Annotated in this window: 22 protein-coding genes; 12 read left to right on the plus strand and 10 right to left on the minus strand. The window is 70.5% G+C overall.

Annotated elements, in window-relative coordinates:
- The first annotated feature begins 227 nt into the window (after positions 1–227).
- Positions 228–488 carry a hypothetical protein gene (locus AB0B35_RS39695; RefSeq protein ID WP_361056364.1) on the plus strand — a complete coding sequence of 87 codons (261 nt, stop codon included), beginning with the start codon at positions 228–230 and terminating at the stop codon, positions 486–488.
- 10 nt (positions 489–498) lie between these two features.
- Here the strand turns inward: AB0B35_RS39695 and AB0B35_RS39700 are convergent, their stop codons facing one another.
- From AB0B35_RS39700 to galE, 4 genes are all read right to left on the minus strand, one after another.
- A complete protein-coding gene (locus AB0B35_RS39700) occupies positions 499–942 on the minus strand; it encodes a GNAT family N-acetyltransferase (RefSeq protein ID WP_361056367.1) in 444 nt (147 codons plus the stop codon).
- Positions 939–2,312: an SPFH domain-containing protein gene (locus AB0B35_RS39705; RefSeq protein WP_361056370.1), complete on the minus strand. Its 1,374-nt coding sequence runs from the start codon at positions 2,310–2,312 to the stop codon at positions 939–941. Before AB0B35_RS39705 ends, AB0B35_RS39700 begins: the two co-directional genes overlap by 4 nt.
- A gap of 423 nt (positions 2,313–2,735) precedes the next feature.
- The gene (galK, locus tag AB0B35_RS39710) at positions 2,736–3,821 is read right to left on the minus strand and encodes a galactokinase (RefSeq protein ID WP_361056373.1); all 1,086 of its coding nucleotides are present in this window, start codon (positions 3,819–3,821) and stop codon (positions 2,736–2,738) included.
- Positions 3,818–4,792, minus strand: a complete 975-nt coding sequence (galE, locus tag AB0B35_RS39715; protein WP_360538521.1) for a UDP-glucose 4-epimerase GalE — start codon at positions 4,790–4,792, stop codon at positions 3,818–3,820. The genes galK and galE overlap by 4 nt, the downstream gene beginning before the upstream one ends.
- Before the next feature lie 319 nt (positions 4,793–5,111).
- Between galE and AB0B35_RS39720 the strand changes: the two genes are divergently transcribed.
- Entirely contained in the window at positions 5,112–6,005 is an 894-nt protein-coding gene (locus AB0B35_RS39720; RefSeq protein WP_361056415.1) for a hemolysin family protein, read from the plus strand.
- A gap of 190 nt (positions 6,006–6,195) precedes the next feature.
- On the opposite strand, the gene AB0B35_RS39725 is transcribed toward AB0B35_RS39720, so the two are convergent.
- The gene (locus tag AB0B35_RS39725; protein ID WP_361056376.1) at positions 6,196–7,629 is read right to left on the minus strand and encodes a sigma-70 family RNA polymerase sigma factor; all 1,434 of its coding nucleotides are present in this window, start codon (positions 7,627–7,629) and stop codon (positions 6,196–6,198) included.
- A 102-nt stretch (positions 7,630–7,731) separates the two neighbouring features.
- Between AB0B35_RS39725 and trpS the strand changes: the two genes are divergently transcribed.
- The gene (trpS, locus tag AB0B35_RS39730) at positions 7,732–8,769 is read left to right on the plus strand and encodes a tryptophan--tRNA ligase (protein ID WP_361056379.1); all 1,038 of its coding nucleotides are present in this window, start codon (positions 7,732–7,734) and stop codon (positions 8,767–8,769) included.
- A gap of 58 nt (positions 8,770–8,827) precedes the next feature.
- Complete coding sequence (locus AB0B35_RS39735) at positions 8,828–9,349, plus strand: 2'-5' RNA ligase family protein (RefSeq protein ID WP_361056382.1); 522 nt, start codon at positions 8,828–8,830, stop codon at positions 9,347–9,349.
- A gap of 160 nt (positions 9,350–9,509) precedes the next feature.
- Here AB0B35_RS39735 and AB0B35_RS39740 read toward each other — a convergent pair whose 3' ends face one another.
- The 4 genes from AB0B35_RS39740 to AB0B35_RS39755 all read right to left on the minus strand — a co-directional run bounded on the left by AB0B35_RS39740 (position 9,510) and on the right by AB0B35_RS39755 (position 14,166).
- Positions 9,510–9,926: a hypothetical protein gene (locus AB0B35_RS39740; RefSeq protein ID WP_360538515.1), complete on the minus strand. Its 417-nt coding sequence runs from the start codon at positions 9,924–9,926 to the stop codon at positions 9,510–9,512.
- A 7-nt stretch (positions 9,927–9,933) separates the two neighbouring features.
- Positions 9,934–11,004, minus strand: a complete 1,071-nt coding sequence (locus AB0B35_RS39745) for a YhjD/YihY/BrkB family envelope integrity protein (protein WP_361056385.1) — start codon at positions 11,002–11,004, stop codon at positions 9,934–9,936.
- 155 nt (positions 11,005–11,159) lie between these two features.
- Entirely contained in the window at positions 11,160–12,785 is a 1,626-nt protein-coding gene (locus tag AB0B35_RS39750; RefSeq protein ID WP_361056388.1) for a glycoside hydrolase family 13 protein, read from the minus strand.
- Between the two features lie 364 nt (positions 12,786–13,149).
- Positions 13,150–14,166, minus strand: coding sequence for a LacI family DNA-binding transcriptional regulator (locus AB0B35_RS39755; RefSeq protein WP_360538509.1), 1,017 nt, complete (start codon positions 14,164–14,166; stop codon positions 13,150–13,152).
- A gap of 328 nt (positions 14,167–14,494) precedes the next feature.
- Here AB0B35_RS39755 and AB0B35_RS39760 point away from each other — a divergent pair, with 328 nt between their 5' ends.
- The 5 genes from AB0B35_RS39760 (at position 14,495) to AB0B35_RS39780 (ending at position 21,273) form a co-directional block, all read left to right on the plus strand.
- Entirely contained in the window at positions 14,495–15,745 is a 1,251-nt protein-coding gene (locus AB0B35_RS39760; protein ID WP_360538507.1) for an extracellular solute-binding protein, read from the plus strand.
- 9 nt (positions 15,746–15,754) lie between these two features.
- Positions 15,755–17,395: an ABC transporter permease subunit gene (locus AB0B35_RS39765; protein WP_360538505.1), complete on the plus strand. Its 1,641-nt coding sequence runs from the start codon at positions 15,755–15,757 to the stop codon at positions 17,393–17,395.
- Positions 17,392–18,237 (plus strand): sugar ABC transporter permease, encoded by an 846-nt coding sequence (locus AB0B35_RS39770; RefSeq protein WP_361056391.1) that lies wholly within the window; start codon positions 17,392–17,394, stop codon positions 18,235–18,237. The genes AB0B35_RS39765 and AB0B35_RS39770 overlap by 4 nt, the downstream gene beginning before the upstream one ends.
- A 249-nt stretch (positions 18,238–18,486) precedes the next feature.
- Complete coding sequence (locus AB0B35_RS39775; protein ID WP_361056394.1) at positions 18,487–20,247, plus strand: glycoside hydrolase family 13 protein; 1,761 nt, start codon at positions 18,487–18,489, stop codon at positions 20,245–20,247.
- A gap of 174 nt (positions 20,248–20,421) precedes the next feature.
- The gene (locus AB0B35_RS39780; RefSeq protein WP_361056397.1) at positions 20,422–21,273 is read left to right on the plus strand and encodes a hypothetical protein; all 852 of its coding nucleotides are present in this window, start codon (positions 20,422–20,424) and stop codon (positions 21,271–21,273) included.
- A 207-nt stretch (positions 21,274–21,480) separates the two neighbouring features.
- Here AB0B35_RS39780 and AB0B35_RS39785 read toward each other — a convergent pair whose 3' ends face one another.
- Positions 21,481–21,828 (minus strand): hypothetical protein, encoded by a 348-nt coding sequence (locus AB0B35_RS39785; RefSeq protein WP_203698231.1) that lies wholly within the window; start codon positions 21,826–21,828, stop codon positions 21,481–21,483.
- A gap of 329 nt (positions 21,829–22,157) precedes the next feature.
- Here AB0B35_RS39785 and AB0B35_RS39790 point away from each other — a divergent pair, with 329 nt between their 5' ends.
- The 3 genes from AB0B35_RS39790 (at position 22,158) to AB0B35_RS39800 (ending at position 26,467) form a co-directional block, all read left to right on the plus strand.
- Complete coding sequence (locus tag AB0B35_RS39790; protein ID WP_360538497.1) at positions 22,158–23,219, plus strand: BMP family ABC transporter substrate-binding protein; 1,062 nt, start codon at positions 22,158–22,160, stop codon at positions 23,217–23,219.
- 315 nt (positions 23,220–23,534) lie between these two features.
- Positions 23,535–25,061 (plus strand): ABC transporter ATP-binding protein, encoded by a 1,527-nt coding sequence (locus tag AB0B35_RS39795; protein WP_361056418.1) that lies wholly within the window; start codon positions 23,535–23,537, stop codon positions 25,059–25,061.
- A complete protein-coding gene (locus AB0B35_RS39800; protein WP_361056400.1) occupies positions 25,058–26,467 on the plus strand; it encodes an ABC transporter permease in 1,410 nt (469 codons plus the stop codon). Before AB0B35_RS39795 ends, AB0B35_RS39800 begins: the two co-directional genes overlap by 4 nt.
- Positions 26,468–26,474 lie beyond the last annotated feature (7 nt).

Raw genomic sequence — 26,474 nt, forward strand, 5'->3', positions numbered from 1 at the left:
AATACCGCCGCAACCGCACCACCGGCGGCTTCATCATCATCGACGAAGCCACCAACCGCACCGTCGCCGCCGGCATGATCATCGAAGCCGCCTGAGCTTCGGGTCGACGGCTGAAGATCGCCGTTTCGGGTCAAGAACTGGGGCCGCACCCCACGAAATGACCGGAGACGGCGATCTTCGCGTTTCCGGGTCAGCGCGCAGGCGGGAGCGCTGGTTAGGGTGCGCGGGTGCCGAAGTTGCAGGTGACCAACGAGACCAGTGCCATGCAGTGCATGTTCGTGGAGCCCTGGGGAACCGATCACTGGCTGCTGCCGGGGCAGACGCTGACGGTCGTCACCGAACAGGACCTCGACGAGGCCCCGTTCAGCGTGGTCGTGCACGACCAGGGAATCAGCGTCGTGTGTGAGACGGCCTACTCCGCGACGGTTCACGACGCCTTCGGCGAGGCTCCGTGCGGTTATCAGCGTCCGGACAACCCCGGCTGGTGAGGCTCGGGGGTCACAGGCCGAGGTTGAGCGACACGTACCCGTCGACAGGGGCGAAGCCCAGGCTGCCGTAGAGGGCCAGGGCGGCGGCGTTGTCGTGCTCCGTCTGGAGGGCCACCCGCCGCGCCCCCGTGGCGCGGGCCTGCGACACCGTCTCGGTCAGCAGCGCGCGGGCGTGGCCGCGGCCCCGGTGCTCCGGCGGCACGTACAGGTCGCGGATCATCCAGAACGTGCCCAGCGTCAGCGACGCGGGCACCACCAGCGCCGTGAGCAGCCCGCACGGCCGCCCGGCGGTGAAGGCGGCACTGATCCGGAGACCCGACATGGCTGCCTGGTCCTGCAGCCACTGCCGGGTCGCGCCGTACGCCCGCTGCTGCCCGTAGTGCGCGCGGTAGTCGTCGAACAGCTCCGCGACCGCGCCGAACGCGGCGTCGGACGGGCTCACCCAGGCGATCATTCGCGCGACGATACCGCCGACCGGATCGCGGTGACCGCGGCGGCCAGCTCGGCGACGATCCCGGACAGGCTGCCGCCGTCCGCACCGGACAGGTTGACCGTACGCAGTTCGTTCGGCTTCGGGAGCTTGGCGACGATCTCCGGCAACCGGGCGATCAGCTCGGCCTGCACGGCCTCGGGTGAGCGCCCGTTGGCGATGTCCTGGCCGACCCGGTCACGCTCCAGCTCCAGCAGCGCGGCGGCATGTAGCTGCTCGGCGCGGTCGCGGGCGACGGCGAGTTCGTGGTCGAGGGTGAGGCGCTGCAGCGTCTGCTCCAGTTCCAGGCGCAGCCGGCGCATCTCGGTCTCCTGCGCGTGCCGCTGCTGCTCCAGCTGCAGCTCGTGCAGGGTGGTCTCGCTGGCCTGGCTGGCCAGCGCGCGGGCGTCGGCCTGCTCGCGCTCGCCCCGGCGCAGCCGCTCGGCGGCGTCGCGGTCGAACGCGCCGGCCGCGTTGCGGGCCTTGAGGTCGGCGAGCTCGCGGTCGTTCTCCAGGCGCTGCAGCTGGTCGAGACGCTGGGAGGCCAGCTCCCGGCCGGTGATGATCTCCTGGGCGCCGAGTTCGGCGAGCCGGGCGAGCTGGCCCTGCTCGGAGCGGAACGGCTTCTGCAGGTTCTCCCAGAGCCGGGCAGAGGTGACCACGGCCTCCTTGATCTGTACGGTCACGATGCGCAGGCCGAGCCCGGTGTCACTGTCACCCGCGCCTTCTGCCACGCCGCGCAGCCGGGCGGTCAGCTCCTCGATGATGGGCTGCTTGTCGCTGAGCACCTCGTGCACGCTCATGGTGGCGACCTTGTCCTTGATCGCCGCCTCGGCCTGCTCCTTGAGCTGGAGGTTGACCAGGCGCATCGGGTCGGAGGCGTCGCCGAAGTCGAGCTTGCGGTAGGCGGTGGCGATGTCCTGGACGATCCACTGGACGTACGCCTGGACGAGCACGCCCTGTAGTTCGCGGCAGATGCAGAAGGCGTTGAGCAGGATGGTCTGCATGGTGCCGGGCACCACGAGGTAGGAGTCGGTGGCCGACCGGTACCGGAAGGACGTGCCGAGGCCCAGGTGCAGGGGCTTGTCGCGGCCGCGCCGGGTGTGCACGACGAAGGCGTTCGGCGGGACCAGCACGGTCTTCCACGGGCCGAAGCCGGTGACGCGCACGTCGACGGCGGTCGGCGGGGTGGTGGCGGCCTCGGCGGCGCTGCGCCGGGCCCGGTTGCTGGTGTCGCCACCGCCCGCGGCCGGTGCCGGGGCCATCGGGGCCTTCTTCACCCGCAGGTCCTGCTCCAGCTGTGCCGACTGGGCCACGACCTGGTCGAGGTACGAGTTGCGTTCCGCGGAAGCCATGCGCGGCATCCTGCCGCATGCCCGCAAGACCGTCCACTGTGGTGTCGGATACGAAACCGCCCCGCTCTTGTGGTCTCGCCGCGCAAGCCGGGCGGTCCGCACACCATGATCGTTCGACTTGCCTGGCAAGTGGGCGAAAGCGGGCTCAAGATACGCACAGGTGCCTGGCAAATCGGACGATCATGGCCAAGGCGCGGGCGATCATGGGCCGGGGCGAGGGAAGGCGCGACGCCGCGCGTGCCGTGCTCCGGGCCGGGCATCGGAGGTTGCTCGCACGGTGCTCACGTGCTCACGGCCGAGCGTGGACGGGCGCGCGTGCGGCGCTCCCGGCCGCGCCTGCGGTGCTCCTGATCGAGCGCCGGAGCGCGTTAAGAAGGGCACCTTCCAACAACGCGGAGCGTTGTGAAGGTGCCCTTCCTTCGTTCAGGACAGGCGGTGGGCGCCGGGGGACGGGAGGGCGAGGAAGGTGGCGGGCGGGTGGAAGCCGCGGGCGGCGAAGGCGGCGGTGACCGCTTCGGCGACGGTGGCGGCCTTTTCGGCCTCGACCAGGGCCAGGACGCAGCCGCCGAAGCCGCCGCCGGTCATCCGGGCGCCGTACGCGCCGGCGGCCAGCGCCGTCTCCACCGCTTCGTCCACTTCGGGCACGGTGATCTCGAAGTCGTCGCGCATCGAGGCGTGCGAGGCGGTCATCAGCGGTCCGATCTCGCGCAGCCGGCCCTCGCGCAGCAGCGCGATGGTGTCGAGCACGCGGGCGTTCTCGGTGATGACGTGGCGGGAGCGGCGGATCAGCAGCTCGTCGTCCAACCGGGACAGGTCGTCGAGGACGGCGTCGCGCAGCGCGGGCACGCCGAGCAGCTCCGCGGCCCGCTCGCAGGCGGCGCGGCGAGCGGCGTACTCGCCGTCGACGAGCTGGTGCGGGGCGCGGCTGTCGATGACGAGGATCGCGAGGCCCTGACCGGCCAGGTCGAGCGGGATCTGCTCGGTGGCCAGGCTGCGGCAGTCGAGGAACAGCGCGTGGCCCTCGCGGCACAGCGTCGAGGCGGACTGGTCCATGATCCCGCAGGGCACGCCGACGTACGCGTTCTCGGCGCGCTGGGCGAGACTCGGCCGCTGCTCCACCGGGATGTCGAGCCCGCCGAGGTCGGCGAGCGCGGACAGCACCGCGCACTCCAGGGCGGCCGACGAGGACAGGCCGGCTCCGCCGGGCACGTCGGAGTCGATGGACAGCCGCGCGCCTGGGACATCGTGGCCGGCCTCGCGCAGCACCCAGACGACGGCGGCGACGTACGCCGCCCAGCCGGTGACGGGCTCGGACAGGTCGAAGGTGACGGTCTCACCGGTCAGCGTCGAGGTGACGGACCACTCGGGACGATCCAGGCGCTCCGCGGTGACGACGGTGCGCTGCGGGAGGGCGAACGGCAGCACGAAGCCGTCGTTGTAGTCGGTGTGCTCGCCGATCAGGTTGATGCGGCCCGGCGCGGCCCATACGCCCTGGTCGACGGCGGTCACAGCCCGCTCCGGAAGAAGGTCCAGGCGTCGGCGACGATGTCGCGCAGGTCGGGCTTGGCCGGTGTCCAGCCGAGTTCGGCGCGGGCCTTCGCCGACGAGGCGACCAGCTCGGCCGGGTCCCCGGGGCGGCGCGGGGCCATCTCGACCGGCAGCGGGTGCCCGGTGACCTCGCGCACCGCGTCGACGACCTCCTTGCAGGAGAAACCGGTGCCGTTGCCGAGGTTGTAGACGCGGTGCTCGCCGGGCCGGGCCGCCTCCAGCGCCAGCAGGTGGGCCTGGGCCAGGTCGCCGACGTGGATGTAGTCGCGGATGCAGGTGCCGTCCGGGGTCGGGTAGTCGTCGCCGAAGATGGCGAGCTTCTCCCGCTGCCCGGCGGCGACCTGGAGCGCGATCGGGATCAGGTGGGTCTCCGGGTCGTGCCGCTCGCCGATCATCGAGCCGTCCGGCAGCACCAGCGCACCGGCCACGTTGAAGTAGCGCAGGCTGACCGCGGCCAGCTCGTGGGCGTGCGCCTCGGAGGCGATGGCCATGTCGACGGCGAGCTTGGTCGCGCCGTACGTGTTCACCGGCTTGGTGACGGCGTTCTCGGTCAGCGGCAGCTCGGACGGGTCGCCGTAGGTGGCGGCGGTGGAGGAGAACACCAGGCGCCGGACACCGGCCGCGCGCATCGCGTCGAGCAGCGCCAGCGAGCCGACGGTGTTGTTGTCCCAGTGCAGCTCGGGCTGGACCATCGACTCCCCGGCCGCGATCAGGCCGGCGAAATGCAGCACCGCGTCGAACCCGGCGTCGGGGGTGAGCACGGTGGCGGCGTCGTGGATGCGTGCCTGCACGAGGCGGGCCCCGGCCGGCACCTGGGAGGCGTCGTTGCGGGACAGGTCGTCGAGCACGACGACCTCGTGGCCGGCGTCGACGAGCAGCCGCGCCACGGCGCTGCCGACGTATCCGGCGCCTCCGGTGACCAGTACCTTCATGTAAGAAGCTCCTCGAACTGCTGGTGCGGGCCAGCCTAGCCCGCGCCGTGGCGGTCGTGTCGTTCCGCTATCTCATCACATTCAAACATAAAGCAACAGGCTCGAACGTTCCGAGTGCTGCCGGCTAGTGGCCGGACACCCGCGAAAACCCGGAAATCGCTGTCCCCGGCCTGCCTGTGCCGCTCGTCATGCCGGAACGGTTATCCGGGAACGCTAATATGCGCCCATGTCCGTGCCCCGGCAGAACACCCCCCGCCAGCGGGAAACCCATGGCCGCGAGCCGCGCCGACGGGAGCCCCGGTTACGTCCGCCCGGGCGGATGGCCCGTGCCGTGGCACCGGCCATCGTACGGGCCGCCGACGCGCTGACACGCTGGACGAGCCGCGTGCTCGGGGTCGAGGCGACCGCCGGGCGCGAGCAGATCACCGAGGCCGAGCTGCGGGAGCTGGTCGCCGTGAACACGGCGCTGGACCCGGAGGAGCGCCACATCATCAGCAAGGCCCTGTCGCGCTCGGCGGCCACGCTGCGCGAGGTGATGGTGCCGCGCACCGAGGTGTGGTTCCTGGTGGTGGGCATGACCGTGGCGGAGGCGATCGCGGAGGCCCGCGAGGCCGGGCACACCCGCATGCCGATCGCCGACGGCAGCCACGACGACGTGGTGGGCTTCGTGCACCTGCGCGACCTGCTCTGGGACGAGCACCCGGAGCGCTCGGTCCGCGAGCTGTCCCGCGAGATCAAGCGCTTCCCGGCCAGCAAACCGGTGCTCGCCGCGCTGTCGGAGATGCGCCGTGAGCGGCACACCATCGCCGTCGTCGTCGACGAGTACGGCGGCACCGCCGGCATCGTGACCCTCGAGGACCTGATCGAGGAGCTGGTCGGCGAGATCCACGACGAGTACGACGACACCCCCGCCGCCCACGCCCCGGGCGGGCCGACGCCGGACGAGGTCGACGGCATGCTCAACCTCGCCGACTTCGCCGAGCGCACCGGGATCACGCTGCCCGCCGGGCCGTACGAGACCGTGGGCGGCTTCCTGATGAGCGCCCTGGGCCGGCTGCCCGCCGCGGGGGACAGCGCCACGGTGGAGGCGTACCGGCTCACCGTGCTGGCTCTGGACGGCCGCCGGGTCGCCCGGGTCCGGCTGACCCCGTTGGACCTGACTCCCGCCGACCCGATCCCGGTCGACCCGACCCCGCTACCGGACCTGGCCTGACCGGCCGTTGGCCGGAATGATCGCCGTTTCAGGTCAGAAAGTGGAGCCTGAGCACACTTTCTGACCTGAAACAGCGATCATCACTGACACGCATGTTGGGAAGGGCACCTTCCTCTACGCATAGCGATGGAAAGGTGCCCTTCCTTCGGCGCGGGGGTGGGCGAGGCCGGGAGTGGGCCTGGGTGGCGGATTAGCGGATGGGGAGTTTGTGCCAGGTCTGGCCGTCGGTGGAGACGGCGACCCAGCCGGCGCGGAACAGGTCGAGCGCGACGTAGCCGTCGGTCGTGGCACGAAGCTCGCCGACGTTCGGCAGGGTGCCGGCCGCCGCGGTGAAGGTCGCGCCCTGGTCGCCGCTGACGTAGAACCGGCTCTCCGGGCCGGCCACCAGGATGCGGCCGTCGGGCAGGTAGACGGGCTCGCCGACGGGGGCGAACCCGGCCCCGCCGGAGACGCGGACGGGCGGGCGGCCCGCGTACACAGCGATGATCTTGTTGTTCTTCAGGGCGAACGCGAGCACGTCCTCGCCGCGCACGGTGGCCGTGACCCGGTCCGCGCCGGCCGCCCCCGGCAGCGGGTGGCGCTGCCACTGCCCGCCGTCGGCGGACGAGGCGAGGTAGGCCGTGCCGCCGTCCAGCCCGCCCACCCACGCCACGCCGGACGGGGTGCGGCCACGGGCGGCCCAGGTCACGGTGAACCCGGGGTCGCCGGGGACCGACGGCGCCGCCGCGCCGTCGTCCGTCACGACCTGCCAGGTCTGGCCGCCGTCGCCGGTACGCGCGAAAGCCGGCTTGCAGCTCGGCAGCTCCCGGCTGGAGCAGGCGGTGCGCAGCCAGCCGGCTCCGCCGGCCAGCTCGAACTCGGTGATGGAGCCGGGCAGGTCGGGGGCAGTGGCGGGGTTGAAGATGCCGTCGATGTCCAGGCCCGCCGCGGAGCCTGATCCCGAGTACACGGGCGCGGGTGGCGCGCTGACCGAGGCACTGGGCGAGGCGGCGGTCTGGTCCGGCGAAAGTTGCGGCCGCCACGGCTGGAACACCCCCACGGCGGCGATCAGCAGCACCGCGGCGGCGCTCGCGGCCTGCGCCGTCCGGCGGCGGGCCTTGATCCGGCCCGCCCGGACCCGCACCTGCTCCAGCGGCGGGGCCTCGACGTCGTCGAGCAGCCCCCGCAGCGCGTCCCGGCCCCGGGAGAGCCGTGACTTGACCGTGCCCACGGGGACCTCCAGCAGTTCGGCGACCTCGTCCAGGGGCAGATCGGCGAGGTAGTGCAGGACGATGACCTCGCGGTACCGGCTCGGGATGGCGGCCAGCGCCTCGCGCAGGTCGGTGTTGTCGGGCTCCGGCGCGGCCGCGGTCGCCCGGGCCAGCGGCCGCTCCCGCAGCAGGATGGTGTCCAGTAGCTGGCGGCGCCGCCAGCGGCGGCGCACGACGTTGATCGCAACGGTACGCAGCCACGCCTCCGGCGCGTCCACATCGCTCAGGCCGTGCCGGCGGGCCAGCGCGCGGGCGAACGCCTCCTGCACCGCGTCCTGCGCCTCGGTCAGGTCCGTGGTGAACGCGTAGACCTGCGCCACCAGCCGGCGGTACCCGGCGTGGTACAGCTCACCCAGCTCGTCCTGCGCGGTCATGGTCTCCCTGGTCCCTCGTTCTCGGCGACTCTAGTGAGTCCTGCCGGCGGCGGCCGGTTCCCAGGTTCGTGGGCCGATCATCCGGGTGGGAGAATGGCCCGCATGTCCTTCGACGCGACCCAGCACAGCAAGCCCCGGGTGCTCTCCGGGATCCAGCCCACCGGCGGCTCGTACCACCTGGGCAACTACCTGGGCGCGGTGCGCAACTGGGTGGGCATGCAGGAGACGCACGACGCGTTCTACTGCGTGGTCGACCTGCACGCGATCACCGCCGGGCACGACCCGAAGGTGCTGCGCGAGCGCACCCGGGTCAGCGTGGCGCAGCTGCTGGCCGCCGGGCTCGACCCGGCCCGCTGCACGGTCTTCGTGCAGTCGCACGTGCCCGAGCACGCGCAGCTCGGCTGGGTGATGAGCTGCATCACCGGCTTCGGCGAGGCCAGCCGGATGACCCAGTTCAAGGACAAGTCGAGCAAGCAGGGCGCGGAGCGGTCCAGCGTGGGCCTGTTCACGTACCCGATCCTGCAGGCCGCCGACATCCTGCTCTACCAGGCCGACTCGGTGCCGGTGGGCGAGGACCAGCGCCAGCACCTGGAGCTGACCCGGGACCTGGCGCAGCGCTTCAACACGCTGTTCGGCAAGACCTTCACGCTGCCGCAGCCGCACATCGTGAAGGAGACCGCCAAGATCCTCGACCTGCAGGACCCGAGCGCGAAGATGTCGAAGTCGGCGTCGACCACCAACGGCCTGATCGAGCTGCTGGAACCGGCCGCGAAGATCGCGAAGAAGATCAAGTCAGCGGTCACCGACACCGGCCGCGACATCGTCTTCGACCCCGAGGCCAAGGCGGGCGTGAGCAACCTGCTGACGATCTACTCCGCGCTGTCCGGCCGCCCGATCGCCGAGCTGGTCGAGGCGTATGCCGGTAAGGGGTACGGTGACCTCAAGAAGGACCTCGCCGAAGTGGTGGTGGAGTTCGTGACGCCGTTCCAGCAGCGCACGCAGGAGTACCTGGACGATCCCGCGCAACTGGACAAACTGCTGGTCATCGGTGCCGAGAAGGCCCGTACCGTGTCGGTCCGGACGCTGGCTACGGTTTACGACAAGATCGGGTTCTTGGCGCCGGCAGGCGACAAGAACTAGCTGGCAGAGCTTGGCCCTGCGGGGCGTTAGCAAACGGCAGTCAAGCCTGGAGGCGTCGGTGGAGCGCACCATCGGTATCGCGATCGGCATCCCGCAACCGTGGGGTGCCGAACTCGACGCGGCCCGCGCGTCCACCGGCGACCCGCTCGCGGCGCTGATCCCCTCGCACGTCACCCTGCTCGGCCCGACCATGCTGCCGATCTCCGCCGAGCTGGACCGCAGCATCGACGAGCTGCTGGCGCACGTGGCGGAGCAGAACGCGCCGTTCACCATCCAGCTGCGCGGCACGGGCACCTTCCGGCCGGTCAGCCAGGTCGTGTTCGTGGCGCTGGCGACCGGCATCGGGGAGTGCGAGCAGCTGGCCGGCGCGATCCGCACCGGCCCCCTGGCCCGGGATCTGGCACACCCGTACCACCCGCACGTCACCGTCGGCCACGACGTGCCGGAGCCCGCGCTCGACGACGTCTTCGACCGCCTGGCCGACTACTCGGCCCGCTTCGACGTCGACCACTTCACCCGCTACGAGCACAACGGCACCGGCAGCTGGCAGCCCATCCGCTCCTACCCGCTCCGCGGCTGACCCCGCGCCGCTGCCGCTCCGCGTCACGTCGCAAGATCGCGTGCAGATTCCGGGAAACCGCACGGATCGGGGCCGTCGTTCGTGCGGTTCCCGCGAAGGTGCACGAACAGAACCGGCGCGCCGAGGCGGTAGGCCTGGCGCGCCGGTGAGGTGATGCGGGTCAGGAGGCGGTGAGGCGGGCGGAGATGCGGGCGAAGCCCGCCTTGAGCTCGTCAGCGCTCGGGGCCTCGACCACGTGGTCGTCGTGGTCATGGTCGTGATCGTGGTCGTCGTCCGTGTCGTCGTCGAGCACGTCGTCGATCTCGTCGGCCTCCTGCGCGGCCAGGTCCTGCGCGTTGGCGATCTCGGCGCGGATCTGGTCCAGGGAGGTCGCCGGCAGTAGCGGTTCGACGACCGCCATCAGGTCCTCGTCGGCGACGACGTGCTGCGCGAGCGCGAGCGCGTGCGGCCGCTCGTACGGGCCGCACACCACGGGCTCCCACTCCTCGTCGTCGTCGAGCGGCCCGAAGGTGATGATCCAGGGAAGGTCTAGCTGCGGCGCTCCGGCCGGCAGCTCCAAAGTCACGAGTGCACCCACGCGACCATCATCGAGCTTCGCGATGCTTTTCGGGGGTCTTCCGCGTATCCGGCGCGTCGGAGTCGTCCGCGCCCTCCAGCCGGGCCGCCCGGTCCGCGGCCTCGTCCTCGGCTTCGGCCTGCACCGCGTCCGCCTCGGCCTTGGCGATGTCGCCCGGCGGCACCCACTCCAGGTGGTGCTTGCGCGGGCGGCCCCAGGCCAGGTCGAACACCTTGCCGTTGGCGGAGGTGGCCGCGTACGAGACGGCCCACAGCACGATCTGGTTGAACAGGTACAGGTACAGCAGCAGACCGACGGACGCGGCGACCGCGACGTACGCCGGGTTGTTCTCGGTGCGCTGGACGAAGTAGCGGCCGAACTCGTTGAGCAGCGTCAGGCCCACCGCGATGATGCCGATCGCGGGCAGCAGCCGCCGGGGCGTCATGTGCACCCGGGGCAGCACCGTGACCAGCGCGAACCCGATCATCGCATTGACCAGGATCGTCACCGCGTACGCGCTCACCCGTACCCAGAACGCGCCGCTGGTGCCGGGCAGCAGGTCGAACAGGGTGACCAGGCCGTCGATCGCGGTCAGCGAGACGGCCATCAGCAGGCCCAGCGCCAGCAGCATGCCGAAGTCGGTCAGCCGCAGCACGAGGAAGTTGCCCGGGTGCTGGTCCAGCCCCCAGATGGCGCGCTGCGAGGAGCGCCAGGCGTCCACCCAGCCGATCCCGGCCAGCACCAGGCTGACCAGGCCGACGGTGCCGATGGAGCCTGCCGAGGTGCGCAGCTGCTCGGTGTTGACCGCCGGGAAGTACTCGACGAGGAAGCGGTCCACCTCGGCCACCAGCTCGGCGTTGGCGGAGAAGACCTTGACCAGCACCGCGTACGCCACCATGGTCAGGGCGAAGGCGGCGAAGAACGCGTAGTAGGCGATCGCCGCGGCCAGCCGCCCGGCCAGCACGTCGGCGTAGCGCTCCTTCATCCGCCACAGGTGGTCGAACGCGGCGGACCGCTTGCGAGCCCGGTCCACCAGCGCGTCATAACGGGCGCCGACGACCTCGGTCATCCGCTGCACCCAACCCACCACAGCCACCACCCCCTCATCCTCCCCGACCCCCGCACCACCCCGCCGCCCGATCCCCCACCGCCCGCGCCCACCGTCCCCCGCCTGCGCAACTCTTAAAAAGAAGCGCCTTCCGGGACGTCCGGAAGGCGCGACTCTTTAAGACTTCAGACAAGGGGGCGGGTGGGTCAGGCGGTGAGCCAGACGGTGGTGTCGGCGGGGATGCGACCGTCGGTGTGCAGGGGGCCGCTGGACAGGAGGATCTCGCCGGTCAGGGTCAGCTCGGACAGGTCGACGGCGCGGTCGGCGATGTTGACGACCACCACGACGCCGGGCTCACGCCGGAAGGCCAGCACGCCCTCGGGCGCGTCGAGCCAGGTCAGCGTGCCGCCGCCGAGTGCGGGCAGCTCCTTGCGCAGGCGCAGCGCCGCGCGGTAGAAGTTCAGCGTCGAGTCCGGGTCGGACTCCTGCGCCTGCGCGGTCAGCGCCTCCCACTTCGCCGGCTGCGGCAGCCAGGGCGTGCCCAGGCCGTCCGGGTTGAACCGGAAGCCCTCGGCCGCTGTGCCGCCCCAGGGCAGCGGCACCCGGCAGCCGTCCCGGCTCTCCCCGGTGCGCTGGAACGACGGGTCCTCGCGCAGCTCGTCGGGCAGGTCGAGGACCTCGTTGAGGCCCAGCTCCTCGCCGTTGTAGAGGTACGCCGAGCCGGGCAGGGCCAGCATCAGCTGGGTGGCCGCGCGGGCCCGGCGCAGGCCGAGCTCGCCGTCGCCGTACCGGGTGACGTGGCGGAACTTGTCGTGGTTGGACAGCACCCAGGTGGTGGGCGCGCCGACCAGGTCGGCCTCGGCCAGCGACTTGTCGATGATGGTACGGAACGACGCCGGGTCGAAGTCGGCCATCATGAAGTCGAAGTTGAAGGCCTGGTGCAGCTCGTCGGCGCCGATGTAGCGGGCCAGCCGCTCCGGGGACTCCACCCACGCCTCGGCCACGGCCATCCGGCCGCCCGGGTACTCGTCCAGGATCGGCCGCCACTCGCGGTAGATGTCGTGCACGCCGTCCTGGTCGAAGTACGGCAGGCGCTCGCTGCCCAGCATCTCGACCTGGCGGCCGCCCTCGTCGGTGGTGCGGCCCACCGACGGCAGCCCGGCCTCCTTGATCATGCCGTGGGCGACATCGATGCGGAACCCGTCCACGCCCCGGTCCAGCCAGAACCGCAGCACGTCGCGGAACTCCGCGCGCACCTCGGGGTTCTCCCAGTTCAGGTCGGGCTGCTCGGGCGCGAACAGGTGCAGGTACCACTGGCCGTCGGGGACCCGGGTCCAGGCCCGGCCGCCGAAGATGGACTCCCAGTCGTTGGGCGGCAGCTCGCCGTTCTCGCCCTTGCCCTCGCGGAACATGTACCGCTCCCGCTCGGCCGAACCGGGCGCGGCCGCCAGCGCCTGCCGGAACCAGACGTGCTGGTCCGAGGAGTGGTTGGGCACCAGGTCGACGATGATGCGGATGTTGAGCGCGTGGGCGTCCTTCATCATGGCGTCGAAGTCGGCCAGCGTGCCGAAGCGCGGGTCCACGTCGCGGTAGTCGGCGACGTCGTAACCGCCGTCGGCCAGCGGCGAGGTGTAGAACGGGCTCAGCCAGACCGCGTCGACGCCGAGCTCGCGCAGGTACGGCAGCTTGCCGCGCACGCCCTGCAGATCGCCGGTGCCGTCACCGTCGGCGTCGGCGAAGCTGCGCGGGTAGATCTGGTAGACGACGGCGTCGCGCCACCAGTCGTCGTTTGCCTGCGTGGTCACTGGCAGTCCTTTCCAGGTGCGGCGCATGAGCGGCTGCGCGGTCTGTCGGTCATGAGGGGGGCACGGCCGCGGCCGTGGTGGCCCGGGACGGTCCGGGTGAGCCGGCCAGCCGACTCCACGGGAAGGTGTACACGCAGCTCAGAGGCGTGAAAGACGGAGGCGGCCGGCCAGGAGAGCGATTTCTCGGCGGCCGTGCCACGGGCAGCCGCGGGCAGCACGACGGCACCGCCGGTGACGGCGGCGGCGCGGCTGCTGCGGCGCATGTCTTCCTCCAGGAGCGGGTGTCTCGCGGGCTAAGAACGCCGCGAGGACCCATGAAGGATGTCGTGCAACTTGCGCAAGAGTCAAGCAGAGCTTTTCAGAAAGTTTCAATCATCATACTGACGGATTGTCACCCGCTGTGGGCGGCGGTGGACCCCCGAACGACCAACTCAGGTCGGAAAATGTACTCCGAGTGCGGCGCGGGGTGCCCCTTGATCTCGTCCACGAGGGCCCGCACTGCCGCCACGGCCATCGCCCGCACCGGTTGGCGCAGCGTGGTCATGGGCGGGTCGGTGAAGGCGATCAGGGGCGAGTCGTCGTAGCCCACCACCGAGACGTCCGTGGGCACCTGCAGGCCGCGCTGGCGTACCGCGCGGATCGCGCCCAGCGCCATCAGGTCCGAGCCGCAGACGAAGCCGGTCACGCCCTTGTCCAGCAGCCGCGAGGCCGCGGCATCGCCGCCCTCCACGCCGAACAGCGACAGCGAGATCATCTCGTTGATCTGGGCATCGCTGAGGTTGAGCAGGCGTCGCATGGCGGCCCGGTAGCCCTCGATCTTGCGCTGCACCGGCAGGTAGCGGTCGGGGCCGGAGATCAGGCCGATCTTCTTGTGGCCGAGCGCCACCAGGTGGGCCACGGCCAGCTCGCCGGCGGCCCGGTCGTCGCAGGAGATGAACGGCGCCTCGATGTTCTCGGCGTAGCCGTTGACCAGCACGATCGGCAGCGGCCGGGCGAGCAGCTTGCGGTAGCGCTCGGGGTCGCTCGTCGAGTCGGCGTGCAGGCCGGAGACGAAGACGATGCCGGAGACCTGCCGGTCGAGCAGCATCTCGACGTACTCGTCCTCGGTCACGCCGCCGGGCGTCTGGGTGCACAGCACCGGGGTGAAGCCCTGCTGGGCCAGGGTCGTCTCGATGATCTGGGCGAACGCCGGGAAGATCGGGTTGTCCAGCTCCGGGACCACCAGGCCGACCAGGCCCGCACTGCGTTTGCGCAGCCGGGCGGGGCGCTCGTAGCCCAGCACGTCGAGAGCGGTCAGCACGGCCTGCCGGGTGTCGGCGGAGACGCCGGGCCGGTCGTTCAGCACCCGGGAGACGGTGGCTTCGCTCACCTCCGCCTGCTGGGCGATGTCAGAGAGTCGTGCGCGCATGGCGGCACTCTAGCCGAAGACAGCCGGATGTTGATATGGGCACGTTGCAAGGTCTTCCATTGTTTGCAAAGGCTTGCTAACCTCCCGGCAACAAACTCTGTAACACCCATCACAGCCGAATATGGCTCGTCCCGGCACGCCGCCGCTCTCGCGGCGTGCCAAGCGACTCCCCATATTCGTCCCGGCAACGGGTGCTGTGGTGCGTCACGAATTCTGGAAGACCTTCCAAAAGCGTGGCGCGTCGACCCCTCTCGGCCGCACGGGCGCGTGGATTCGCCCGCGCGGTCACCCCCGGGTCACCCCGGTGACCCTTCTCGAAGGAGTGCTCATGCGCATCCGTACCGCGGGTGTGATCGCCGCCGCCGGGCTGCTGATGCTCGGTGTCGCGGCTTGCGGCGGAACCAACGAGCCGGCCGCCACGCCCAGCAAGGACAAGGGCAACGGCAAGCTCGTGCTGTGGACCGACCCGACCCGGGCCCCCGTGCTCAAGCCGTTCGCCGAGGCGTTCGGCAAGGAGAACGGCGTCACGGTCGAGGTCAAGGAGATCAGCGAGAACCAGCAGCAGACCTTCATCACCGCCTCGCAGCAGGGCAGCGGCCCGGACATCATGGTCGGCGCGCACGACTGGATCGGCAACATGGTGCAGAACGGCGCCATCGACCCGGTGCAGCTGACCGCCGAGCAGAAGGCCGCCTTCCACCCGAACGCGATCAAGGCCGTGACCTTCAACGGCCAGATCTACGGCGCGCCGTACGCGATGGAGAACGTGGCCCTGATCCGCAACACGGACCTGGTGCCCACCGCGCCCGCCACCATCGAGGACCTGATCAAGACCGGCAAGGACCTCAAGGCCGCGAAGAAGGTCCAGGAGATCCTGTGCGTGCCGTTCGGCGCGGCCGGCGACGTGTACCACACGTACCCGCTGTTCTCGGCGGCCGGCGGTTCGCTGTTCGGCACCACCGCCTCCGGTGACCCGGACCCGTCCAAGGTCACCGTGAACACCCCCGAGTCGATCGCCGCGCTGGAGAAGATGAAGGCGCTCGGCGAGAAGGGCGAGGGCGCGATCAAGACCTCGATCGGCAACGAGAACGGCATCCCGAGCTTCGTGCAGAAGAAGTGCGCGTTCCTGATCTCCGGCCCGTGGTCGATGAACGACGTCAAGAAGGCCGGCTTCGGCTACGACATCAGCGCGGTCCCCGGCTTCGCGGCCGGCGGGCAGGCCAAGCCGTTCCTCGGCGTGCAGGCGTTCTATGTGGCGGCCAAGGGCAAGAGCAAGGTGCTGGCCCAGGAGTTCGTGGCCAACTACGTCACCAACAAGGACGTGGCCATGGCGCTCTACAACGCCGACCCGCGCCCCGCGGCGCTGACCGCCGCCGCCGACGCGGTGAAGGCCCTGGACCCGAACGCCGAGAAGTTCGTGCAGGCCGGCGCCAACGGCATCCCGATGCCGGCCATTCCGGCCATGGGCGCGATCTGGGGCCCGATGGCCAACGCCGAGGTGGCGGTCGTCAAGGGCGGCGACGCCAAGACCGCGGCCGAGGCCGCTGCCAAGGCCATCACCGCCGAGATCAACAAGTAGTCCTGCCTCATGACCACTGAGGTGACGGGTGCGGGGAGCGCGCGCTCCCCGCACCCGGGGCCGTCCGGGCAGGCCCCTGACCAGCGTTCCCGGGGTGGGCGGCGCGGCGGCGCGGAGCAGGTCCGCCGCACGCGCGAGCTGTCCACCGGCTTCATCGTGTCGCGTATCGCGGTGCTGGGCATCGTCGCCGCACTGCTGATCTACGCGCTCCCGCCGCTGATCCAGACCGAGGCCTGGACGGCCCTGGGCGCCGTCGGCGTGGTCACGGCGCTCGTCGCCTACCTCTACCTGACCCCGCGCCACATCCCGGCCAAGTACCTGGTGCCGGGCACCATCTTCCTGATCGCGTTCGCCATCGTGCCGATCGTGCTGACCTTCGTCACCGCGTTCACCAACTTCGGCGACGGGCACCGCGGCACCAAGGAAGAGGCGATCCGGGCCATCGAGACCAGCTCGGTGACCCAGGTGCCGGGCTCCCCGGAGTACTACCTGACCATCGCCGAGCGCGACGGCGAGATGGTGTTCCTGCTGGTCGACCCGGCGACCAAGGCAGTCCAGGCGGGCACCGCCGAGGGCCTGACCCCGGTCGACGGGGCCGAGGTGTCGCTGACCGGCAAGGTGCTGACCGCCGCCGGGTACACCATCGTGCCGACCGCCCAGGCGGCCGAGCGCGACGCGGAGATCGCGGCGTTCTCGGTGCCGACCACGGGCGGCGCGGTCAAGGCCACCGGCCTGAGCCGGGCCTTCGAGGGCAAGGCCGACAAGTCCTACGACGCGGCCTGCGACTGCGTGACCAGCCCCAGCGGCGGGCGGTGGGTCGCCGACGAGGTCGAGGGATACTTCGTCAACGCCGAAGGGCAGCACCTCGACCAGGGCTGGAAGGTCGACGTCGGGTTCGCCAACTTCACCAAGGCGCTCACCGACCCGACCATCTCCGGGCACTTCCTCAACGTGCTCATCTGGAACTTCGTCTTCGCGCTCAGCGCGGTCGCGACGACGTTCGCGCTCGGCATGATCGTGGCGCTGGCGCTGCACTCGCCCCGGGTGCGGGGCACCAAGCTCTACCGGATCATGCTGATCCTGCCGTACGCCATGCCGGGTTTCGCCATGCTGCTGATCTGGCGGGACATGTTCAACACCGACTTCGGCCTGATCAGCAAGCTGTTCGGCGTGCACGACTGGCTGGGCACGCCGACCACGGCCCGGCTCGGGCTGATCGTGATCAACCTGTGGATGGGCTTCCCGTACATGTTCCTGGTGATCACGGGTGCTTTGCAGGCCGTGCCGCGGGAGCTGACCGACGCGGCCCGCATCGACGGCGCGTCGGCGTGGGCCGGCTTCCGGCGGGTCACCCTGCCGCTGGTGCTGGTGGCGCTGACCCCGCTGCTGATCTCGTCGTTCGGCTTCAACTTCAACAACTTCAACAACATCAAGCTGGTCACCAACGGCGGGCCGTACGCCATCGACAACAGCACCGTCGGCGCGACCGACCTGCTGATCAGCTACACGTACCGGGTCGCGGGCTTCGACTCCGGCGTGGCCGACTTCGGCTTCGCCGCGGCGATCTCGGTGTTCATCTTCGCGATCGTGGCCACGGTCTCCACGGTGGCGTTCTGGCGCAGCCGGGCGCAGGAGGAGGTGTACTCGTGAAGTGGCTCAGAGAGGTCGGCTGGCGCTACGCGGTGGTGCTGGTCGTGTGCGCGTTCGCGCTGTTCCCGGTGCTGTTCGTGGTGTCCGCCGCGATCAACCCGCTGGGCACGCTCGGCTCCACCGGGCTCATTCCCGAGGGCGCCAGCCTGAAGAACTTCGTCGACCTGCTGACCGGGGACCACCCGTTCACCAGGTGGTTCCTGAACTCGGTGGTCATCGCGCTGATCTCGGCCTTCGCCGGCCTTTTGATCAGCGTGGCGGCGGCGTACGCGTTCAGCCGGATGCGCTTCCGGGGCCGCCGGGTGGGCCTGCTGTCCATCCTGCTCATCCAGATGTTCCCGCAGTTCCTGGCGATCGTGGCCATCTTCATCGTGTTCACCGAGGTCACCGAGCTGTACCCGACGTTCGGCTTCAACAAGCCGTGGGGCCTGCTCGTGCTCTACCTGGGCGGCGCACTGGGCGTGAACACGTACCTGATGAAGGGCTACCTGGACACGGTGCCCAAGGAGATCGACGAGTCGGCCACCATGGACGGCGCGTCGCACGTGCAGACCTTCTTCCGCATCATCCTGCCGCTGGTCGGCCCGGTGCTCGCGGTGACGGCGATGCTCTCCTTCATCGGCACCATCAACGAGTTCCTCATCGCCAACGTCTTCCTCCGCGACACCGAAGCCAAGACCCTGGCCGTCGGCATGTACGGCATGCTCACCGACAAACGGGACGCCAACTTCGGCATGTTCGCCGCCGCCACCCTCCTGACGGCCGTCCCCACCGTGAGCCTCTTCCTCTGGCTCCAGAAGTACATCGTCAGCGGCCTGACCGCCGGCGCGGTCAAAGGCTGACCCCCTCCTCCGCGTTGATCATGAACTTATGGCACGGCTCGACGGCGTGTCGTCGCCACAACTTCATGATCAACGCGGAGGGGGCGCAACGGCAGTGTCGCGACCTCGGGTTCCGGTGACGGGACTGCGGGCTGAAACGTCGACATCCTCTGAACAAGGAAGGATGGCGCGACAGTGCGTCTCATCGAACAGCCGCATCATGACGGCTCGGCGTTGTACATTTCGGACGTTGCACCGGGGATCGGTGACGTGGTCACCGTGTGGGTGCGGGTGCCGGTGGCTGCCGAGGTCGACGCGGTGCACGTGCGGAGCACGCCCGACGGGGAGCCGTTTTTCGTCGCGGCCGAGGTCGACGCGGAGCGGACCGGGACGGCGGTCGGCGGGTACGGCGCGACCGACGTGTGGTGGCGGGCGGCGCTGACCGTGCGCAACCCGGTCACGAACTACCGGTTCCACCTGCGGGACAAGGCCGGTGACACCTATTGGCTGACCGCGGGCGGTGTCGTCGAGCATGAACTGCCCGACGACACCGACTTCCGGGCGGTCGCGTACGACGCGCCCCCGGCCTGGTCCGCAGATGCTGTGCTGTACCAGATCTTTCCGGACCGCTTCGCCCGCGCCGCGGACGCGAAACCGCTGGAGGCGTTGGGCCTGCCGGACTGGGCGCTGCCCCGCGAGTGGGACCGCGACGAGGTCATCGGGCGCGGGCCGGGCACCGCCGAGCAGCTCTTCGGCGGCGACCTCGACGGCATCGCCGAGCACCTGGACCATATCCAGGAGCTGGGCGCCAACACCGTGTACCTGACGCCGGTCTTCCCGGCCCGGTCCAACCACCGCTACGACGCGTCGACCTTCGAAGAGGTGGATCCCCTGCTGGGCGGGGACGCGGCCCTGGCCAGGCTGGCCGAGGCCGTGCACGCGCGCGGCATGCGGCTGATCGGCGACATCACTTCCAACCACTGCGGCGACGCCCACGAGTGGTTCACCCGCGCGGTCTCCGATGTGGATTCTCCGGAACGGGAGATGTTCTATTTCGACCCGGAGACCGGTGACTACGAGGCCTGGTGCGGGGTCAAGAGCCTGCCCAAACTCGACTGGGCCAGCCCGCTGGTGCGGCAGCGGATGACCGAGGTGCTGCGGCGCTGGCTGGTGTACTTCGACGGCTGGCGGGTGGACGTGGCAAACATGACCGGCCGCCGCGCCGCGCAGGACGACACCCATGAGGTGGCCGCGCTGATCCGCCGTGCCCTGCCCGCCGAGGCGATGCTGGTCGGCGAGCACATGCACGACGCGACCGGCGACCTGGACCGCGACGGCTGGCACGGGGCCATGAACTACCTCGGCTTCACCCGCCCGGTCTGGGCCTGGCTGCGCGGCGAGGCACCGGGCTTCGCCAACTTCTTCGGCACCCCGGGCGACGTGCCGAGCCGGGACGGTGCGGCGGCGTACGCCACCATGCGGGCGTTCGCGGCCCGGGTGTCCTGGCGGTCGCTGGTGCACTCGTGGAACATCCTCGACTCGCACGACTCGGCCCGCATCCGCACCGTCACCGGTTGCGCGGCGCGGCAGGTGGTCGCGCTGGGCATGCAGGTCACGCTGCCGGGAACCCCGATGGTGTACGCCGGCAGCGAGTTCGGCCTGACCGGCTGGAACGGCGAGAACGCGCGCACCCCGATGCCGTGGGACCGGCCGGGCGACCGCGACGAGCAGACGCTGGCCGCGTACCGGGAACTGCTGGGGTTGCGGGCCACCGAACCGGCGCTGCGCCACGGCGGGCTGCGCTGGCTGTATGTGACCAGCGATACCATGGTCTACCTGCGGGAATTCGAGCAGAATTCACTCCTGGTGGCGGCCTCGCGCGCGGCCGGTGAGGATGTCTCACTCGCTCTCGGCGCCCGGGCTGCCGGCGTCTTCGCTGCTACGGACCTTGAACCGGACGGCACGGGTCGGCTGACCCTGCCGGGCGACGGTCCGGCCCTGCGCGTCTGGCGACTGGAACCACCCCGCTGACAGGCGGTGGCGGCACGCGGTTCGACCCCGTGTGCCGCCACTTGCCGTAAACGTGTCGACACGCCGTGTGATCGTGAGAAATTCGCATGATCGATTGCCGGTATGTCCTTTTCGGGCGTGTCGCCCTCGCGACTCACGCAAGATCGCGTGAATCGGGGTCTTACGCTGACGCCCGTGCCCAAGCCGCCGCTGCGCCCCGAAGCGCTCGCCCGCCGGATCTTCCGGGGAGCCGACGCGCTGGAGTCCGGTCTGCTCACCCGCGCCCAGCTGCGCAGCTCCGCGTGGCGGCCGCTGTTCCGCGGGGTGTATGCCGACCGCGACCTGACCATCACCCACCGGCTGCGCTGCCTCGCCGTCAGCGACTTCCTGCTGCCCGCGGACGGGGTCGTCGCCGGCCGCTCCGCCGCCAGCCTGTACGGGGCCCCCTACGGGGCGGACGAGGCGGTGGAGATCCTCACCCCGGGCCGGTTCGGGCCGATGGCGGGCATCCTCGTGCACCGGGGGCCGGTGCCGGAGAAGGACGTGACCCGGCGGGTCGACGGCATCCGGGTCACCACGCCGCAGCGCACCGGCTGGGACCTGGCCCGCTGGCTCGACGTGGTGGAGGCGGTGGCGCTGCTCGACGTGATGGTGGCCCGGGGGGCGGTGAGCGTCGGGGCGCTGACCGAGTACGCCCAGGCCCGGATCGGCAAGCCCGGCTGGGGACGGCTGCTGAAGGCGGCGCAGCTGGTCGATCCGGCCGCGCGGGGAGCGCACGAGAGCCGGGTGCGGGTGCGCCTGGTCCTGGCCGGGGTGCCCGCGCCGGTGGTCAAGTACGTGCTGGCCCGTGACGGGGAGCCGGCGGTCCGGCTCGACCTGGCCTGGCCGGAGCATCGGGTCGCGGTGTCCTGCGCCGACGGGCCCGCGCCTGAGCTCGGCGGGGAGTGGCTGGCGGTGGCCGCGGACGAGCAGCGCGTCGCCGAGGACTTCGACTCCCTGGCCCGCGAGTTGAAGGCCGCGCTCCGCACCCGCCGGCCCCGCGCCTGACCTCGGCACCTGGCGGAGGCCACTCTGCTCGCAGCGCCCGCGGTCGGCGGGCACCCGCGGTCGGCGGTGCCCGTGGGCGAAGATCGCTGTTTCAGGTCACAAGGTCGGGTCAGGCCCCGGATTCTGACCTGAAACGGCGATCATGACCGGCGCCCGGCCCCGGAACCGCCCGAGTGGGCGGGCCGGAGCCGGGTCACGGAGGGCGGGTCAGCGCCAGAAGACGGCTACGGCGGCGTTGACCAGGGTCAGGCCGATGATGGCGAGGAAGTGGCCCTTGTTGACCGTCTCGCGCTTCTTGAGGTACGGGATCAGCACCATGATGAAGATCATGATGGCGATGACGCCCTTGACCGCCAGCTTGACCGGGTCGGGCTGCACCTCGCGGCCCAGCGGCGCGGCCAGCGCGATGCCGGTGACGACCTGGATGGTCGCGCCCCACAGCATGACGGCGTTGATGTAGATGCGTCCCGTGTAGTACTGCACCAGCGCGCCGCCCAGCAGCAGGGCGAAGCCGACCAGGTGCGCGTACCGCAGGATCAGGCGTACTGCTTCCAAAACGTCCACGAGCGCCGAGGGTACGCGAGCCGGAGTCGCCAACATCACGCCCCGGTCGCAACCAGGCATGGGCCTGCACGAATGCCCGGTTTTACGCCCTGCTGCGCAGTTGTGCGGGCGGCTTTCCGTGGCTCGTTCGTGACCCATTACACGTCCTGGTCACGCGGGGGTAACGACCGTTCAACAACCCTGCACGATTGTCGTCCGGACAGCGATATGAAGGATATGTTGCTGGGCGAGGTTCACCGTGCCGCCATCTGTACACAAGATGGAAGACCATGTGCGGTGTCTTTATGGGAGAGGAGACCGTCTTGCGCCCTGTGCGTGGGATGAAGATTGTCGCGCTTGTCGCGTCTGCGGGCCTCGCGTTTGCCGCAGCCGCCTGTGCCAAGCCGACTGAGGAGACGCCGGGCACCGGCACCAGCGCCGCTGCCAAGTACAGCGCGTGCATGGTGACCGACACCGGTGGCATCGACGACCACTCGTTCAACGCCTCGTCCTGGGCGGGCCTGCAGGCCGCCAAGGCCGCGAACTCGGCGATCGAGCCCAGCTACACCGCGTCGACCGCGATGGCCGACTACGACCCGAACCTGGCCAACTCGGTCACCAAGGGTTGCAAGTACATCCAGGCTGTCGGCGGTCTGATGGGCGACGCGACCAAGAAGGCCGCGACCGCCAACCCGACCGTGCAGTTCTCGATCGTCGACGCCGACAACCTCGGCCTGACGAACGTGTACCCGATCCAGTTCCAGACCCAGCAGGCGGCGTACCTCGCCGGCTACCTGGCCGCGGGCTACTCGAAGTCGGGCAAGGTCGGCACCTACGGCGGCATGAAGATCCCGCCGGTGACGATCTTCATGGACGGCTTCGCCGACGGTGTGGCCGCCTACAACAAGGCCAAGGGCAAGAACGTCCAGGTGCTCGGCTGGGACAAGGCCAAGCAGGACGGCCTGTTCACCGACGACTTCGGCTCGCAGGACAAGGGCAAGCAGAAGTCGGACACGCTGGCCGCTCAGGGCGCCGACGTGATCTTCCCGGTCGCGGGTGGCGCGGGCCTCGGCTCGGCCGCCAACGCCGGCAGCAAGTTCGTCGTGATCTGGGTCGACGCGGACGGCTTCGAGACCACCAAGTACGGCAACGTCATGCTGACGACCGTGGTCAAGAACTCCACCGACGGTGTGAAGGAGGCCGTGACCAAGGCCGCCGGCACCCCGGGCACCCTGCTGACCGGCGGCTTCATGGGCACGCTGGCCAACAACGGCGTCTCGCTGGCCCCGTACCACGACTTCGACAGCAAGATCGACCCGGCCCTCAAGGCCGAGGTCGAGGCGCTGAAGCAGGACATCATCTCCGGCAAGATCGTGGTTGAGTCCCCGGCCCAGCCGAAGTGACACCCGGTCGCCCTCTCCGGTGAGATCATCACCGGAGAGGGCGGCCTCGCTTTCCTCAACCGGCCGCTGTCCCCGCCACGGATTCCGTGGTCGAGGTGGCGGCCGGACCGGTTGAAGCCTCAGTGCGGACCGGGGAGTGCGCTCCCCCCGGACCGCCCACATAATGAGCGCACACTCGCCCTCGGAAGGCGTGACGTCGCGGCACCCCCGCCGCCCGGCCGGTTCCGGTGGTGCACGGACCAACGGAGGTCGGAGCTGAGACTCGAACTGCGCGGCATCACCAAGCGATTCGGTGACCTCGTCGCAAACGATGACATCCACCTGACCGTCGAACCGGGCGAGATCCACGCGCTGCTCGGCGAGAACGGCGCGGGCAAGTCCACTCTCATGAACGTGCTGTACGGCCTGCTGCAGCCGGACGAGGGCGAGATCCTCGTCGACGGCGCGCCCGTGCGCATCAAGGGACCCGGCGACGCCATCAAGGTCGGCATCGGCATGGTGCACCAGCACTTCATGCTCGTGCCGGTCTTCTCCGTCGCCGAGAACATCATGCTCGGCGCCGAGCCGGCCCGCGGCGGGTTCATCGACCACGCCAAGGCCGTCAAGCTGGTGCGCGAGGTCTCCCAGCGCTACGGCCTGCCGCTGAACCCCGATGCGATCATCGAGGATCTGCCGATCGGCATCCAGCAGCGGGTCGAGATCGTCAAGGCGCTCACCCGCGACGTCGACCTGCTGATCCTCGACGAGCCGACGGCGGTGCTCACCCCGCAGGAGACCGACGAGCTGCTCGACGTCATGCGCGGGCTGAAGGCCGCCGGCAAGTCGATCGTCTTCATCACGCACAAGCTGCGTGAGGTCAAGGCGGTCGCGGACCGCATCACGGTGATCCGCCGCGGCAGGACCGTGGGCACCGCCGACCCGGGCGCCCCCGAGGCGGAGCTGGCCGAACTGATGGTCGGCCGCAGCGTCGTGCTGGAGGTGCCGAAGGAGGCGGCGGTGCCGGGCGAGGCGGTGCTGGAGGTCTCCGGCCTGGTGGTCGCGGACGACCGCGAGCACCGTGCGGTCGACGGCGTGGACCTGGTGGTACGCGCGGGCGAGGTGCTCGGCATCGCGGGCGTGCAGGGCAACGGGCAGACCGAGCTGGTCGAATCGATCATGGGCTTGCGCCCGTCGCGGGCCGGTGAGGTGAAGCTGTCCGGCAAGCCGATCACCACCTGGCACACCCGCGAGGTGCTGCGCGCCGGGGTCGGCTACGTGCCCGAGGACCGCAGCGTCGACGGCCTGGTCAAGGAGTTCTCGGTCGCCGAGAACCTGGTGCTCGACCTGTACGACCTGCCGCCGTTCGGCGGCCGGTTCGCACTCGACCTCGACGCCATCGCGGTCCAGGCGGAGCAGAAGATCGCCGAGTTCGACGTGCGCACCCAGTCGGCGCACCAGCCGGTCGGCGCGCTGTCCGGCGGCAACCAGCAGAAGGTCATCGTGGCCCGGGAGATGTCCCACCCGCTGAAGCTGCTCATCGCGTCGCAGCCGACCCGCGGCGTGGATGTCGGCTCGATCGAGTTCATCCACTCCCGCATCGTCGCCGAGCGCGACCGCGGCGCGGCGGTGCTCGTCGTCTCCAGCGAGCTGGACGAGGTGGTGGCGCTGGCCGACCGCGTCGCGGTGATGTACCGCGGGCGGGTGCTGGCCGTCGTCTCCCCGGACACGCCGCGCGAGACGCTGGGCCTGCTGATGGCCGGTATCGACCCCAGTAGCAGCTCGCACACCCCCGGGATCCCGGCATCCGGCGAGCAGGACACCCAAGGTGAGGGTATGAGCGAGCACGGCGAGGCAGCCTCATGACGTCGCACGAGCCGATCGAGGCCGAGCCCGGCGCGACCGCCGCGTCGCCCGACAAGAGCCCGGCGCTGCCGACGACCCCCGGCGTCGACCAGTACCACGTCGACCCGGCGCTGCCCGCCGCCGGTCAGCCGGAGCACCACGACCAGGCGGAGCGGCAGCCGAAGCACCGCGCCCCCGAGGTGGAGGGCAAGCGGTCCTTCGCGCGCGCGTTCCGCGAGGAGCTGTGGGCCGACAACAACTTCACGGTCACCCTGCTGGCGATCGTGCTCGCGCTGATCTGCGGCGGCGTGCTGATGGTCGTCGGCAACGCCGAGGTCCGCGACCAGTGGCAGTACCTGCTCTACCAGCCGGGCAAGACGATCGGCGACACGTGGGCGTTCGTCAGCACCGCGTACACCGACATGTTCAAGGGCGCGGTCGTCAACCCGGACACGGTGAACCGCTGGTACTGGAACATGACCACCTGGCAGCAGGTGTTCTACCCGATCTCGGAGACGCTGACCAACGCCGCGCCGCTGATCTTCACTGGTCTGGCGGTCGCGGTGCCGTTCCGGGCCGGCCTGTTCAACATCGGTGGCCAGGGCCAGGCGATCATGGGCGCCATCGGCGGCGGCACGGTCGGGCTCGCGTTGTCGCTGCCCGCGATCGTGCAGGTGCCGCTCGGCGTGCTCGCGGGCGCGCTGCTCGGCGGGCTGTGGGGCTACCTGGTCGGCGTCCTCAAGGCGCGCACGGGCGCGCACGAGGTCATCCTGACGATCATGCTGAACAACATCGCGTTCCTGTTCCTGGGCTGGTTCATCCTGCAGCAGGGGATCAAGGACCCGAACCGGTCGGACGCGATCAGCAAGCCCATCCAGGAGTCCGGCAAGCTGCCGCAGCTGATCCCGGACCCGCTGCTGCGGGCCAACCTCGGCATCGTGCTGGCCGTGCTGGCCGCCGCCGGGGTGGCCTGGCTGCTCAAGCGCGGCCGGTTCGGCTTCGAGCTGCGCGCGGTCGGGCACAACCCGCACGCCGCCGCCACCGCGGGCATCAAGGTCGGCACCACCATCGCGCTGACCATGGCGCTGGCGGGTGCGCTGGCCGGTCTCGGCGGCACCAGCGTCGCGCTGGGCACCGCCCCCGCGCTGACCGTCGACATGCTCGGCCAGATCGGCTTCAACGGCATCCTGGTCGCGCTGCTCGGCCGGGTCCGGCCGTGGGGCGTGGTCGGCGCGGGCCTGCTGTTCGGCGCGCTGCAGGCCGGCGGCAACGCGATGCAGACCTTCTCCGGCGTGTCCGTCGAGCTGGTCGGCGTCATCCAGGCACTGATCGTGCTCTTCGTCGCCGCCCCGGCGCTGGTGAAGGCGATCTACAGGCTGCGCAGGTCGCCGGCTGCGGCCGCGCAGGCCGGATTGGCGAAGGGGTGAGCGTGAC

It is taken from the genome of Catellatospora sp. NPDC049133, from assembly GCF_040648455.1.
Classification (GTDB): domain Bacteria; phylum Actinomycetota; class Actinomycetes; order Mycobacteriales; family Micromonosporaceae; genus Catellatospora; species Catellatospora aurea.

Coding starts and splice junctions, on each gene's coding strand:
- AB0B35_RS39700 (WP_361056367.1), bottom strand. CDS start 942: ATGATCGCCTGGGTGAGCCCGTCCGACGCCGCGTTCGGCGCGGTCGCG.
- AB0B35_RS39705 (WP_361056370.1), bottom strand. CDS start 2,312: ATGGCTTCCGCGGAACGCAACTCGTACCTCGACCAGGTCGTGGCCCAG.
- galE (WP_360538521.1), bottom strand. CDS start 4,792: ATGAAGGTACTGGTCACCGGAGGCGCCGGATACGTCGGCAGCGCCGTG.
- AB0B35_RS39720 (WP_361056415.1), top strand. CDS start 5,112: ATGGCCCGTGCCGTGGCACCGGCCATCGTACGGGCCGCCGACGCGCTG.
- AB0B35_RS39725 (WP_361056376.1), bottom strand. CDS start 7,629: ATGACCGCGCAGGACGAGCTGGGTGAGCTGTACCACGCCGGGTACCGC.
- trpS (WP_361056379.1), top strand. CDS start 7,732: ATGTCCTTCGACGCGACCCAGCACAGCAAGCCCCGGGTGCTCTCCGGG.
- AB0B35_RS39750 (WP_361056388.1), bottom strand. CDS start 12,785: ATGCGCCGCACCTGGAAAGGACTGCCAGTGACCACGCAGGCAAACGAC.
- AB0B35_RS39755 (WP_360538509.1), bottom strand. CDS start 14,166: ATGCGCGCACGACTCTCTGACATCGCCCAGCAGGCGGAGGTGAGCGAA.
- AB0B35_RS39760 (WP_360538507.1), top strand. CDS start 14,495: ATGCGCATCCGTACCGCGGGTGTGATCGCCGCCGCCGGGCTGCTGATG.
- AB0B35_RS39765 (WP_360538505.1), top strand. CDS start 15,755: ATGACCACTGAGGTGACGGGTGCGGGGAGCGCGCGCTCCCCGCACCCG.
- AB0B35_RS39790 (WP_360538497.1), top strand. CDS start 22,158: ATGAAGATTGTCGCGCTTGTCGCGTCTGCGGGCCTCGCGTTTGCCGCA.
- AB0B35_RS39800 (WP_361056400.1), top strand. CDS start 25,058: ATGACGTCGCACGAGCCGATCGAGGCCGAGCCCGGCGCGACCGCCGCG.